The sequence below is a fragment of the Streptomyces sp. NPDC057010 genome (assembly GCF_042673805.1).
Lineage (GTDB): Bacteria > Actinomycetota > Actinomycetes > Streptomycetales > Streptomycetaceae > Streptomyces.
In genome coordinates, this window is sequence record NZ_JBHUSC010000008.1 from 24,676 (window position 1) to 37,781 (window position 13,106).

Here is a 13,106-nt window from a genome sequence, read left to right on the forward strand (position 1 = left end):
CTCACGTGTACTTATTCCTTATCCCCCGGGTGGTATAGATCACGGTCCGTCAACCCCTCATTACGTTGGCGTAGGTTGGTTACGGGAGTGAAGGATGGCGTCGTGGCAGCGACGACGACGACACTCAAGACCATCGGCTCGTACGCGGCGATCGGGGACAGCTTCACCGAGGGCGTGGGGGACCCGGGGCCGGGGGACTCCTATCTCGGCTGGGCGGACCGGCTCGCCGTGCTCCTGGCCGATCAGCGCGAAGAGCACGACTTCCGCTATGCGAACCTGGCCGTGCGCGGCCGGCTCCTCGACCAGATCGTGGCCGAACAGGTCCCGCGGGCCAAGGAGCTCGCCCCTGACCTCGTGAGCTTCTGCGCGGGCGGCAACGACATCATCCGGCCCGGCAGCGACCCCGACGACGTCGCGGAGCGGTTCGAAGCCGCCGTCGCCGACCTCACCGGGGCCGTCGGCCAGGTCATGATCACCACCGGCTTCGATACCCGGGGCGTGCCCGTCCTCAAGCACCTGCGGGGCAAGGTGGCGACGTACAGCGCGCACGTCCGCGCCATCGCCGACCGCTACGACTGCCCGGTGCTCGACCTCTGGTCGCTGAAGTCCGTACAGGACCGGCGGGCCTGGGACGCGGACCGGCTGCACCTGTCGCCCGAGGGGCACACGCGGGTCGCGCTGCGCGCCGCGCAGGTGCTCGGGCTGGAGGTGCCCACGGACCCCGACCAGCCGTGGCCGCCGCTGCCGGCCCGCGGCTCGGTGGACGTGACCCGGGACAACATCCAGTGGGCGCGCGAGCACCTGGTGCCGTGGATCGGCCGGCGCCTGCGCGGGGAGTCCTCCGGGGACCACGTCGAGGCGAAGCGGCCGGACCTGCTCCCGCTCTAGGCGGGACGGGAGGGGAGCGGGGGCCGCAAGCGGAATCCTTCGGGGCAGGTGTGCGTTGGGATGGTCGTAGACCGACGACCGTCCCGACCCTTCCTCCCAGGAGGCGCCTTGACCGGCTCCAGTCCCCTGCGTCCTCGGCTGCGCGCCCTGCGGCCCGAAGCCTTCGGCGCGGACCCGTCCGGCGCCCGCCTGGAGCGGATCCACCGCTCGCCGAACTTCGCCGACGGCGTCTTCCAGAACCCGGTCGGCGCCCGGACCCGTCCCTCCGGGTCCATGAAGGAGTTCGCCAAGATCTACTTCCACAAGGAGCAGCGCCTCCGGCGCAGCCCCGGCGCCCCCATCCCCGTGTACCCGACCACCCTCGCGGAGCTGGCGAAGCCGCCCGCGAGCGGACTGCGGCTGACCTGGATGGGCCACTCCAGCGTGCTCGCCGAGATCGACGGGCGCCGGGTGCTCTTCGACCCGGTGTGGGGCGAGCGCTGCTCCCCCTTCCCCTTCGCCGGCCCCAAGCGCCTGCACCCCGTACCGGTACCCCTCGCCTCCCTCGGGAAGGTCGACGTCGTGGTCATCTCCCACGACCATTACGACCACCTCGACCTCCCCACGATCAAGGACCTGGCCGGTACGGACACGGTCTTCGCCGTCCCGCTCGGGGTCGGCGCGCACCTGGAGCGCTGGGGAGTCTCCTTCGACCGGCTGCGCGAGCTGGACTGGAACGAGAGCACCAAGGTCGCCGGCCTCTCGCTCACCGCGACCCCCGCCCGGCACTTCTGCGGGCGCGGGCTGCGCAACCAGCAGCACACCCTGTGGGCCTCCTGGGCGGTCGCGGGCGACGAGCACCGGATCTACCACAGCGGGGACACCGGCTACTTCCCCGGCTTCAAGGAGATCGGCGCCGAGCACGGGCGCTTCGACGCGACGATGATCCAGATCGGCGCGTACTCGGAGTACTGGCCCGACATCCACATGACGCCCGAGGAGGGCATGCGCGCCCACCTCGACCTCCAGGGCGGCACGCCGCACGGCACGATGCTGCCGATCCACTGGGGCACCTTCAACCTGGCCCCGCACCCGTGGGACGAGCCGGGCGAGGGCACCCTGGCCGCGGCCGAGGGGGCGGGCGCGGCCGTCGCCCTGCCGATCCCGGGCCAGCCGTTCGAACCGGGCACGGCGGACGCCCCCGCGACCCCGTGGTGGCGCCCGTTCGCGGCGGGCTCCCCGACCCCGCCCCCCACACCCCCGCGCCACGTCCCCACGGACCACCCCCACCCGCTGATCCACGAGGAGCCGGAGGCGGTCGGCTCGTAGCAACGCCGCCGTCGGTTTCGGCGGGGCCGGGTGTGTGGCGGGGCGCCCCCGCAGGGCGCCGAACGCTGTCCCGCTGCCACCCTCCGGCCCGTGGTCACGTTCGGCGCCCGAGGAGGTGCCCCGGCGCGCGCCCGGCCCCGCCGAAACCGCCCGCACGCCCCGGGCGCGGAGCGCAATCCGCCGAGCCCGCCGCAGGCGACCCGGCGGATTCGGGCGTCCGTACGAGCGCTCCACCGGGAGCGGGAAGCAGCCCCGCGAACTTCCCCAACTGGCAGTCCGGGGCGGGACGGTGCGGTCTAGCGTGGGTATCCGGTGATCAACACCGGGCCCCGGGATCGCTGGGGGCCGGGCCCCACGTACCGAGGACGCCGATGTCCGGACTCCGCGCCGCCCGCCACGCCCCGTCGAGACACGCCGTCACCGGTCCGGGCCGGCAGATACGCCCCCAGCTGGTCCGCGCCGCCGTACTGCCCACGCTCGCCGCCGGGCTCAGCGGCGCCGCCGCGGTCATCTTCACCCTCCAGCTCGGCGGGGGAGCGGGCGAGCGCGACGCCCGGCTCTGGCCGGTCCTCACGGGCTGCGCGCTCCTCTTCGCCGCCGCCCTCGCGGCGGCCCTCCTCGGGGCCCAGCGTGCCGCCAAGGCAGTCCGGGACCGGTGCGAGGCGCTGCGCCGCTCCAGCGTGCGCGGCCGCCAGGAGCTGCGCACGGCCGCCGACCGGCTGGAGCGCGGCGAGGCCCCGCCGCGCCCGGTGCGCGGCGGCCCGGGCGCGCCGCCGCTCGGGACGGATCCGGCCGGGGTGGACGAGTTCTGGCTGCTCTCGCAGGAGCTGCGCGGCGCCCGCGAACAGGCCCACGCCACCCTCGTACGGCTGGCGGGTCCCGCCGCCCCCTCCGACAGCGAGCGCAAGGTCGAGGTGTTCGTCAACCTCGCGCGCCGCCTTCAGTCCCTCGTCCACCGGGAGATCTCGCTCCTGGACGACCTGGAGGACACGGTCGAGGACCCGGACCTGCTCAAGGAGCTCTTCCACGTAGACCACCTCGCCACCCGCATCCGCCGCCACGCCGAGAACCTCGCCGTGCTCGGCGGCGCCGCCTCGCGCCGCCAGTGGACGCGGCCCATCGACCTCAGCGAGGTGCTCCGCTCCTCGGTGGCGGAGGTGGAGCAGTACACGCGGGTCAAGGTCGTGCCCCCGGCGGGCGGCAGCGTGCGCGGGCACGCCGTGGCCGACGTGGTGCACCTGCTGGCCGAACTGGTCGAGAACGCCACCGTGTTCTCCGCCCCCGACACGGATGTGGTGCTGCGGGCGGAACGGGTCACCGCCGGGATCGCGGTCGAGGTGGAGGACCGCGGGCTGGGCATGCCGGCCGAGGAGCAGCACCGGATGAACGCCCTGCTGGCGGACCCCGACCAGATCAGCGTCCGGCACCTGCTGGCCGACGGGCGGATCGGCCTGTTCGTCGTCTCGGCGCTGGCGCGGAGGCACGGGATCGCCGTCGAGCTCAAGTCCAACATCTACGGCGGTGTCCTCGCCGTGCTGGTGCTTCCGCAGGAGCTGCTGGGCGCGGAGGCCCCGAGCGCCGCCGACGCGGCGGGCGGCTCCCGCGCCACCTCCTGGGGCACCGCCCAGACCGGCACGCCGCTGCCGCTGCCGCCGCCGCTGGAGCCCGTACCGCACCCCTTGCGGGAGCCCACGCCCGAGACGTGGCCCACGGCGGCCCCCGAGCCGGGACCCGACCACCGCTCCGCGACCACGGCCGAGCCGGCTCCGCGCGGCGCGGCCCGGACCGGTGCCGGCCCCGACCCGCGGTTCCCGACGGGGCCGGGCGCGCGCCGGGGCACCTCCTCGGGCGCCGAACGGGGCCCGGGCGCGGAGGGTGGCATCGGGAGTGAGTCCGGCGCCCTGCGGGGGCGCCCCGGCACGCACCCGGCCCGGCCGGAAACCGAGCCGGATCCCGCGGCCGCAGCCATGGCCCTGCCCGGGCGGGCGACCGGGCCCGGGCCCGCGGCCGTGGTGCTGCCCGAGCAGGCGGCAGCCGAGCGGTACGGGCCGCGGCCCGAGTCCCCGCCCCCCGCACCGGAGGCGGCCCTGCCTCCTGCGCCCGCGCCAGGGGTGGCGGTGCCGGCCGGGCCCGCCTCCGCGGCAGAGGCCCGCCCCGCGGGCCGGACGGGGACCGGGGCCGAGGCCCCGAGCGGGACCCGCCCCCCGTTGCCGAAGCGGCGAGCGCAGACGCACATCGCACCGCAACTGCGCGACACCCCCGCCCCCCGCCGCGCCCCGGACACGGAGCAACCCGTCCACGACCCCGGCCTGATGGCCGCCTTCCAGCGGGGCTTCGGCCTCGCGCAGTCGGAGAACCAGGTATGACCCCGACCCCCCACCTCAGCAAGGAGCGCACCCCCATGAGCGGCGAAGTGGCAACGAAGACCGGCGGCCGGCTCTCGGATCTCGACTGGCTGCTCAGCGGCCTGGTGCAGCGCGTGCCGTACACGCGCAGCGCCGTACTCCTCACCGCCGACGGCCTCGTGACCTGCGTGCACGGCCTGGACCCCGACAGCGCGGACCACATGGCGGCGCTGGCCTCCGGCCTGTACTCGCTGGGCCGCAGCGCCGGCTCCCGGTTCGGCGACGGAGCCGAGGTGCGGCAGGTCGTCGTCGAGCTCGACACCGCGCTCGTCTTCGTCTCCGCGGCCGGATCGGGCACCTGCCTGGCCGTGCTCGCCGACCGGGAGGCCGACGCCGGGGTGCTCGGCTACGAGATGGCGATGCTGGTCAAGAGCGTCCGACCGTACCTGGCGGCCCCGCCCCGGCGCCCCGCCGCCGACCCGGAGTGATGCGGACCCGCGCGACGGGGGCGTACGCGAAGGGCCGGGACACCCCCTGGCTCGACGACTCGGCCGGCCGCCTGATGCGCCCGTACACCGCCAGCGGCGGGCGGACCCGGCCCGGCTTCACCCTCGACCTGCTCTCCCTGGTGACCGCGACCGGCGTACGCCCGCGCGTGCCGCTCGGGGCGGAACACATCCTCGCGCTCCGGCTGTGCGCCGGCGCCGCCGCGGTCACCGTCGCCGAGGTGGCAGGACAGCTGCGCCTGCCCGCCGTGGTGGTGAAGGTGCTGCTGTCCGATCTGATGGAACACGGGGCCGTCACGGCGCAGGCGCCGCGGTTCCCGGGCGGCGGCGCCTTCGCCGCCGCCGACCAGTCCCTGCTCCAGGCGGTGCTCGATGGCCTACGCAAACGACTGTGACGCTCCCGCGACCCTGAAGATCCTGGTCGCGGGGGGTTTCGGGGCGGGAAAGACCACCTTCGTGGGCGCGGTGAGCGAGATCGCACCGCTGAGCACGGAGGAGCTGCTGAGCGGCTTCGGCGAGGCCGCCGATCCGCTCGACGGAGTCGAGGAGAAGACCACGACGACCGTCGCGCTGGACTTCGGCCGCATCACGCTCGACCGGCGCAACGTGCTCTACCTCTTCGGCACGCCCGGGCAACACCGCTTCTGGTTCCTGTGGGAGGAACTGTGCGCGGGAGCGCTCGGGGCGGTGGTCCTCGCCGACACCCGCCGCCTGGCCGACTGCTTCCCCGCCGTGGACTTCTTCGAGCGTCGCGGCATCGGCTTCATCGTCGCCGTCAACGAGTTCGACGACGGCCACCGCTACGCGCCCGACGAGGTCCGCGAGGCGATGGGGCTCGGGCCCGAGGTGCCCGTCGTACGGTGCGACGCGCGTCTGGCCAGCTCGGGGACGGGGGCGCTGGCCGCCCTGGTCCGCCACCTCCTCTGCACGACCACGTCCATAACCAGTCCTTCAGCCAGCTCTTCGTCTTCGGAGTCGGGGGAACCGTCATGACGTACTACGAATCGACCGGACACCTGCTGCTCACGCCCGTCGACCGGGAGGCGCCGGCCCGCGCCGTCCGGCTGCGCGAACTGGGCCTCGGCGAGCGGGTGGACACCGAACTGGACGCCTTCGCCCGGCGCGTCGCCGACGAGCTGGCGACGCCCTTCGCGGGGGTCAACTTCATCGGCGAGGAACGGCAGTTCTTCGCCGGCCTGCACCACGCGGCCGACGCCCCGGCCAGCGGCTACCCGGCCCGGGTGCTGGCCCGCGACCACGGCTACTGTCCCCACGTGGTGGTGCGCCGGCGGGCGCTGGTGCTGGAGGACGTACGGGACTTCGCGCGCTTCGCGGGCAACGCGGTGGTCGACGAGAGCGGCGTGCGCTCGTACGTGGGCGCGCCGCTCACCGACCGGCGCGGGATCGTCCTGGGCACGGTGTGCGCGGTGGACGTGGTGCCCCGCCGGTGGGGGACGGAGGGCCTCGCCACCGCCAAGACGCTGGCGGCGGAGCTGGTGGCCCTGCTCCACGAGCGGGAGGACCGCCGGGGCTGAGCTGCGGCCTCCCGGGGGTGGTGACGGAAAGGTGCGCGCGACCACCCTGCGAAGTGCGGTATTGTTCTCCTGCGCGTTCAACCAGGGGAAACCCCAGGTCAGCGGGCATCGGGACGTGGCGCAGCTTGGTAGCGCACTTGACTGGGGGTCAAGGGGTCGCAGGTTCAAATCCTGTCGTCCCGACTCGAAAGAGTCGCAGGTCAGAGGCCGTATCGGAGTATTTCCGATACGGCCTCCGGTCGTCTCCGGGGTCACTCGCGGGCCGGCGGGGCGGCGGTGCTCGCGTGCTGTAGCTGCGCTGCCGCGTGGCGGCGCTGCCGGCGCAGCCAGACGTACAGCGCCAGGCACGGCAGCAGCACTCCGCAGATGCTGAGGGTGAGGAACGCGGAGAAGGTGCTGATGTGGCTGACCAGCCAGGGGAAGTTCTGCCCGAAGAAGCCGACCACGAAGGACAGCGGCAGGAACACGGTCGCGATGATCGTCAGCCGTTCCATGGTGGCGCTCTGCCTGAGGGTGATCTTGTTCTGTTCGACGGAGATCACCGCGATGTTCGCTTCCAGGACGGTGGTCAGAAGGTCCCGCTGGGCGGCGACCTCCTCGTTGACCAGCAGCAGGTGGTCGTGCACGTCGCGGAAGTACGGCAGGAGTTCGGGGGGCGATTTGCCGGGCATCAGGCGTCGGGCGAGCACGGCGAGCAGCGGGTGCACGGCGCGGTAGAAATCGGTGGCCTCGCGGCGGAGGGAGTAGATCCGCTCGGTCGGGGCGACCGTTCCGGAGAACACCGTCGCCTCGATCTGTTCGATGTCGCGTTCGAGCTCCGCGACGACGGGCGCGTAGCTGTCGACGATCTGGTCGAGGATCGCCCACAGCGTCGAGGCGCTGCCGGTCCGCAGTAGTTCCGGGCGGTGTTCGAGTCTCGTCCGGGCGCCGGTCAGCTCGCTGGCGATGCCCTGGCGAACGGTGATCACGAACTGCTCGGCGAGGAACACGCTGATCTCGCCGGTGTCGATCTCCTCGCGCTCGTCGTCGTAGCGTGCGGTGCGCAGGATGATCAGCTCCGTGCCGTCCTCGTACTGCTCGGCCTTCGGCCGCAGGTGGAAGGCCTGGGCGTCCTCGACGGCGAGTTCGTGCAGTCCGAAGCTCTCGCGCACCCGGGCCAACTCCTCGGGACCCGGTTCGAACATGCCCAGCCAGACGAATCCGCCCTGCCTGCAGTGGGCGGCCGCCTCCTCCAGCGGCATCGGGCCCACGTGCTGCCGGCGCCCGTCCCGGTAGTGTGCGCAGTCGACGATCATGGTGTTCCTCCCAGCGCCCGGCCGACCCGCCGCCCGTCGAGGGCGGCGCAGCGCGCCACCCACCCCTCGTAGCTATAGATGCTCCTCCGATCCGGCCGGAATTTCGCCACCACGGCCCGGCGGCGCCCGAGGCGGGCTGTCGCCCACCGCGTCGGCTCCCCTACAGTGCGTGATGCCCGCATCCGGCCCCGTGACGACGTACAGGCGCCGACGCCGACAGCCGCCGAACAGGAGCAGACCGTGGCCACCCATGCCCGCCCCGACTCCCTCCCGAGCCCCTCCCCGGCGGAGCGCCGGGTCCCCGAGCTGGATCCCGCCCTCGTACGGGAGTGGCAGGCCGGGGGTGGGGAGCTCGTCGACCTGTTCGCCCAGGCGCAGCAACGGGTCGGCGGAGTCGCCTCGTTCGCGCTCGGGCCGCGGCCGACCGTACTGGTCACCGCCCCCGAGGCCGTGCAGCACGTGCTCGCGCGCCACCCCGACCGGTACGTCAAGCGCTCCCACCGCGCCCGACTGCTGATCGGCGACGGGGTGCTGGCCGCGACGGGCGAGGCGTGGCAGCGGCAGCGGCGGCTGCTGCAGTCCCAGTTCACCGGGCCGGGCATGCGCCGCTACGAGCAGCGGATCACCGCGGCCGCCCGGACCACCGCGGAGCGCTGGGCCGGGTACGCCCGTACCGGGCAGGTCTTCGACCTCGGCGAGGACATGCGCCGGTTCGCCGTCGACGTCATCTGGCGCGCACTGACCGGCCATCCCCTCGACCCCGGTACGGAGCGCGAACTGGCCGCCGTGCCCGCCGTGGTGGCGGCGCTGCCCCAGCTGCCCCCCGACGGCGCCGCCGCCCAGGAGACGCTGGCCCCCGAGCTGGCCCGCATCGACACCGTCGCGAGCCGCGCCATCGCCGCCGCCCGCGACGGCGCGGCCGGCCCCGACGGCCCGGGCCTGCTGCACGTCCTGCTGGAGGCGGCCGGCACGCGCCCCGAATACACCGACCGGCTGATCCGCGACGAGCTGGTCACCCTGCTGGTCGCCGGGCACGAGACCACCGCCACCACCCTGACCTGGCTCTACCTCCTGCTGGACGGCAACCCGCAGGCGCGGGAACAGGCCCTCGCCGCGGGGCCCGAGGGCTCGCCCGAACGCCGGCAGGCCCTCCAGGCGCTCGTCCACGAGACACTGCGCTTCTACCCGTCCGCCTGGATGCTGCCGCGCTGCGCGGCGCAGGACGACGTCCTCGCCGGATACCGGGTCGAGGAGGGCACCGACGTACTGGTGTGCCCCTACCTCACCCACCGGGACCCCGCCCTGTGGGAAGACCCCGGACGGTTCGATCCGGCGCGCTTCACCACCCCCGGACGGCGCCCCGCACACCCGGGGAGCTACCTCCCGTTCGGCATCGGGCCCCGGGCCTGCCTGGGCCTGCAGTTCGCCCTGCGGGAGTCCACCGCCCTCCTCGAACACCTGCTGCCGGCCCACACCCCGCGCTTCCGGTCCACGCCGTCCAAGACCGCGTACGGCATCACCGTCCGCCCCGACGGCCCCACCCCCGCCGTGCTGGGCGGCTAGCGCCCGCCCGAAAACCCTTGGACCGCGAGGACTTGCTTGCGGAACACTCCGATTCCTGCCTGCTGGTCCGACAAGACAGGGTGTGGGATGGGATCGCCTGAATCGCGCAAAGGTTCGCCGGGCGAAGGTCCGGTACTCCTCGCGCTTCGCCACTACGGACGGGAACTGACTCGGCTCCGATGGCTCACCGCGCCGGCGCTGCTGCTGCCGGCGCTGGGGAACATCGGCATCAACTACATCGCGCCGCTGGTCGTCGCGAAGCTCGTCGGCCGGATCGCCGGGGACGGCGGCGACCGCACGGCGACCGGCAGCGGCTGGACCCTGCCCTACGTCCTCGGCTTCGCCGGGGTCCTGCTGCTGGGCGAGACGCTGTGGCGCATCGGGCTGCACTGCCTGAACCGCCTCGACGCCCGCGGCATCGAGCACCTGTACGTGATCGGCATGGACGAGCTGTTCGCCAAGGACGCGGCGTTCTTCCACGACAACTTCGCCGGCGCGCTGACCAAGCGGGTCCTCGGCTTCGCCTCCCGCTTCGAGGAGTTCGTCGACACGCTGACCTTCTCGGTCATGGGCAGCTTCGTGCCGCTGCTGTTCGCGTCGGTGGTGCTGTGGCAGTACGACCCGCTGCTCGTCGCCGGACTCCTGGTGATGATCACGATCACGGGGGTGTGCGTGGCACCCCTGATCCGGCGCCGCCAAGTGCTCGTCGCCGAACGGGAGGAGGCCATCGCCCGGGTGTCGGGCCACGTCGCCGACAGCCTGATGAACATGGACACGGTGCGCTCCTTCGCGGCCGAGGCGCGCGAGGCCGCCGAACACCGGTCCCGCGTCGCGGAGTCGCGGCGGCTCACGCTGCGCTCGTGGGACTACGGCAACCTGCGCATCGACACGGTGGTCGCACCGATGTCCGTCGTGACCAACCTGCTGGGCCTGCTGCTCGCCATCGCGCTCGGCGCGGGCGAACACGGGGTGGAGGCCGTCATCGTCGCCTTCACCTACTACGCCGGCGCGACGCGGATCATGTTCGAGTTCAACCAGATCTACCGCCGCCTGGAAAGCTCGATGACGGAGGCCGCGCAGTTCACCGAACTGCTCCTGGAACCGCCGACCGTACTCGACCCGCCGTCCCCGGAACCGCTGCCGTCGAAGGCGGCCGACGTGCGCTTCGAACGGGTGACCTTCGCCCACGCCGGCGCCCGGCCGCTGTTCGAGGGACTCGACCTCGACGTGCCCAGCGGGACGAAGATCGGTCTCGTCGGCCGGTCCGGCGGCGGCAAGACCACGCTCACCCGGCTGTTGCTGCGGATGACGGACATCGACGCGGGCCGGATCCTGATCGGCGGCCAGGACATCAGCAGGCTGCGGCAGGCCGAACTGCGCAGCCTGATGGCCTACGTTCCGCAGGACCCGGCGATGTTCCACCGCACGCTGCGGGAGAACATCGCCTTCGCGCGCCCGGACGCCACCGAGGCGGACATCCGCCGCGCGGCCGAGGCGGCGCACGTCGCCGAGTTCGCCGACTCACTCCCCGAGGGCTTCGACACCATGGTGGGCGAGCGCGGCGTGAAGCTGTCCGGCGGCCAGCGCCAGCGGGTCGCCCTGGCCCGGGCGATCCTGCGCGACGCGCCGATCCTCCTGCTCGACGAGGCGACCAGCGCCCTGGACTCCGAGAGCGAGATCCTCGTCCAGGACGCCCTGTGGCGGCTCATGGACGGGCGGACGGCGCTGGTGGTGGCGCACCGGCTGAGCACGGTCGCCACCATGGACCGCCTCGTCGTCCTCGACCGCGGCCGGATCGTCGAGCAGGGCACCCACCAGGAACTGCTCACCGCCGCCGGTGCCTACGCGAAGCTGTGGCAGCACCAGTCGGGCGGTTTCCTGGAGGAAACCCCCGCGCGCACCGACGTGCCCCTCGGCTCCCACGAGTAACCGGTCAGCGCTCCTCCGCCGGGCGGCCCGCGCGCAGTTCCAGGGGGCCCGTGCCGGTGGTGCGGGCGGTGAGGCACGAGGTGATGCGGCGGCGCAGGGCCGGTTTGACCAGGGCGGGGAGTTCCGTGGGCGCAGCGGTGCGCCACTGGAGGAGTTCGCCGGGGGCCAGGCGGATGCGGGCGAGGGCGGGGGCGTCGAGGACGCCGCCGTCGTAGAGGAAGCGGACGCGGGCCAGCCGGCCCGGCTTGTGGGACCAGTCGACGGCGAGCAGCCGGCCCGTCGGGAGGTCGAGGCCGAGTTCCTCGCGGACCTCCCGGCGGGCGGCGGCGCGCGGGCCCTCGCCGAGGTCGCTGTCGACGCCGCCGCCGGGCAGGTGCCAGCGCCGGGTGTTGCCGTAGGCGGGCTGCACGAGCAGGATCCGTCCCTCGGTGTCGGTGAACAGCACGCTCGCCGAGGTCAGGGCCTTGGGGCGGTTGGCCAGGTGGCCGGCGGGGCCGAGGGTCCCGGTGTGTTCGAGGGCGAGCCGGGCGGCGGGCTCCAGGCCGGCCGGCGATCCGGGCTGGGGGACGCCGTCGACGAGATGGGCGAACGACCCGGTGCGCAGGGCGGCCAGGCCGGCGCGCACCCGGGGCGCGAGCCGGGCGGGCAGGGCCGCGCAGGCCTCCTCCGGCTCCAGCCAGCGAGCCTCGGTGATCTCGCCGTCCGGGAAGGTGATCGCCGCGGCCTCCTCCGGCGTCAGCGGGCCGACGAGGTGGACGTGCACGATCAGGGAGCGGCCGAGGGCGCCGGGCGGCCGGGAGTCCACCGCGAGCAGCCGGCCGACGGGCCGGCCGAGGTCGAGCTCCTCCTCCAGCTCGCGGGCCAGCCCTTCCTCCGGGGTCTCGGTGTCCTCGACCGTGCCGCCCGGAAGCTCCAGATCCGCCTTGTACGAGGTGGTCAGTACGAGGACCCGCCCGAGCGCGTCCAGGACGATCCCGGTGGCGGCCACGAGCGGGGAGGGCTGGGTGGCGTAGTACTCCCGCACCGCGTCGGGGCTGGGGCGGTCGGGCACGGCGGCTCCTGTGGGGTGTGGTCAGGCACGGGCCACCAGCATGCCGCCCATCGTGACCATCGTGGCCGCGACCAGGCCGTCCAGCACGCGCCACGCGGAGGGGCGGGCGAGCAGGCGGCTGAGCAGCCGGGCCCCGTAGCCCAGGGTGCCGAACCACGTCAGGCTGGCCAGAGCTGCGCCGATGCCGAAGGCCCAGCGCAGGTCCCCGCGGTCGGCGGCGAGCGAGCCGAGCAGCAGGACGGTGTCCAGGTAGACGTGCGGGTTGAGCCAGGTCATGGCCAGACAGGTCAGCACGGCCCGGCGGGCGGATCCGGCGGCGGTCCCCTCGGTGGTGAGGGCGGCGTCCGGGTCGGGTCGCAGCACCCGGCGGGCCGCGAGGACCCCGTAACAGATGAGGAAGCCCCCGCCGGCCAGTCCGACCAGGGTGAGGGCGGCCGGCCAGGCGGTGACGAACGCGCCGACGCCGGCCACGCCGAGGGCGATCAGGAGCGCGTCGGAGACGGCGCAGATGGCGACCACGGCCAGGACCGCGTGGCGGCGGGCTCCCTGACGCAGGACGAAGGCGTTCTGTGCGCCGATGGCGACGATGAGGGAGAGTCCGGTGCCGAAGCCGGCGAGGGCCGCCGTGATGATGCCGTGTGTCATGGCTTCGACCGTAGGCAGGCATGCCGGTTCAGTACAGCTAA

General features: G+C 73.9%; 12 protein-coding genes and 1 tRNA gene. 10 read left to right on the plus strand and 3 right to left on the minus strand.

The features are described 5' to 3' along the window. The first annotated feature begins 102 nt into the window (after nt 1–102). The 8 genes from ACFTXQ_RS11155 (at nt 103) to ACFTXQ_RS11190 (ending at nt 6,765) form a co-directional block, all read left to right on the plus strand. Nucleotides 103–888 carry an SGNH/GDSL hydrolase family protein gene (locus ACFTXQ_RS11155; protein ID WP_382638477.1) on the plus strand — a complete coding sequence of 262 codons (786 nt, stop codon included), beginning with the start codon at nt 103–105 and terminating at the stop codon, nt 886–888. A 108-nt stretch (nt 889–996) separates the two neighbouring features. After that, nucleotides 997–2,196 (plus strand): MBL fold metallo-hydrolase, encoded by a 1,200-nt coding sequence (locus tag ACFTXQ_RS11160; protein ID WP_382638479.1) that lies wholly within the window; start codon nt 997–999, stop codon nt 2,194–2,196. Between the two features lie 371 nt (nt 2,197–2,567). Continuing rightward, a complete protein-coding gene (locus ACFTXQ_RS11165) occupies nt 2,568–4,562 on the plus strand; it encodes an ATP-binding protein (protein ID WP_382638482.1) in 1,995 nt (664 codons plus the stop codon). Between the two features lie 35 nt (nt 4,563–4,597). Next, on the plus strand, nt 4,598–5,029 hold the full coding sequence (locus ACFTXQ_RS11170; protein WP_382638485.1) for a roadblock/LC7 domain-containing protein: 432 nt from the start codon (nt 4,598–4,600) through the stop codon (nt 5,027–5,029). Beyond that, on the plus strand, nt 5,029–5,442 hold the full coding sequence (locus tag ACFTXQ_RS11175; protein ID WP_382638488.1) for a DUF742 domain-containing protein: 414 nt from the start codon (nt 5,029–5,031) through the stop codon (nt 5,440–5,442). The genes ACFTXQ_RS11170 and ACFTXQ_RS11175 overlap by 1 nt, the downstream gene beginning before the upstream one ends. Continuing rightward, nucleotides 5,420–6,040 (plus strand): ATP/GTP-binding protein, encoded by a 621-nt coding sequence (locus ACFTXQ_RS11180; RefSeq protein WP_382638490.1) that lies wholly within the window; start codon nt 5,420–5,422, stop codon nt 6,038–6,040. Before ACFTXQ_RS11175 ends, ACFTXQ_RS11180 begins: the two co-directional genes overlap by 23 nt. Then, complete coding sequence (locus ACFTXQ_RS11185; protein WP_382638493.1) at nt 6,037–6,582, plus strand: GAF domain-containing protein; 546 nt, start codon at nt 6,037–6,039, stop codon at nt 6,580–6,582. The genes ACFTXQ_RS11180 and ACFTXQ_RS11185 overlap by 4 nt, the downstream gene beginning before the upstream one ends. Nucleotides 6,583–6,691: 109 nt before the next feature. Next, nucleotides 6,692–6,765: transfer RNA gene (locus tag ACFTXQ_RS11190), tRNA-Pro, on the plus strand. Nucleotides 6,766–6,833: 68 nt separating this feature from the next. On the opposite strand, the gene ACFTXQ_RS11195 is transcribed toward ACFTXQ_RS11190, so the two are convergent. Continuing rightward, nucleotides 6,834–7,877 (minus strand): magnesium and cobalt transport protein CorA, encoded by a 1,044-nt coding sequence (locus ACFTXQ_RS11195; RefSeq protein WP_382638496.1) that lies wholly within the window; start codon nt 7,875–7,877, stop codon nt 6,834–6,836. Between the two features lie 240 nt (nt 7,878–8,117). Between ACFTXQ_RS11195 and ACFTXQ_RS11200 the strand changes: the two genes are divergently transcribed. Both ACFTXQ_RS11200 and ACFTXQ_RS11205 read left to right on the plus strand, forming a co-directional pair. Then, nucleotides 8,118–9,440 carry a cytochrome P450 gene (locus ACFTXQ_RS11200; RefSeq protein WP_382638499.1) on the plus strand — a complete coding sequence of 441 codons (1,323 nt, stop codon included), beginning with the start codon at nt 8,118–8,120 and terminating at the stop codon, nt 9,438–9,440. Nucleotides 9,441–9,527: 87 nt separating this feature from the next. Beyond that, entirely contained in the window at nt 9,528–11,369 is a 1,842-nt protein-coding gene (locus ACFTXQ_RS11205) for an ABC transporter ATP-binding protein (protein WP_382638502.1), read from the plus strand. 4 nt (nt 11,370–11,373) lie between these two features. Here ACFTXQ_RS11205 and ACFTXQ_RS11210 read toward each other — a convergent pair whose 3' ends face one another. Together ACFTXQ_RS11210 and ACFTXQ_RS11215 are read right to left on the minus strand one after the other, a co-directional pair. Then, nucleotides 11,374–12,420 (minus strand): NUDIX domain-containing protein, encoded by a 1,047-nt coding sequence (locus ACFTXQ_RS11210; protein ID WP_382638505.1) that lies wholly within the window; start codon nt 12,418–12,420, stop codon nt 11,374–11,376. A gap of 21 nt (nt 12,421–12,441) precedes the next feature. Further along, nucleotides 12,442–13,065, minus strand: a complete 624-nt coding sequence (locus ACFTXQ_RS11215; protein ID WP_382638507.1) for a LysE/ArgO family amino acid transporter — start codon at nt 13,063–13,065, stop codon at nt 12,442–12,444. Nucleotides 13,066–13,106 lie beyond the last annotated feature (41 nt).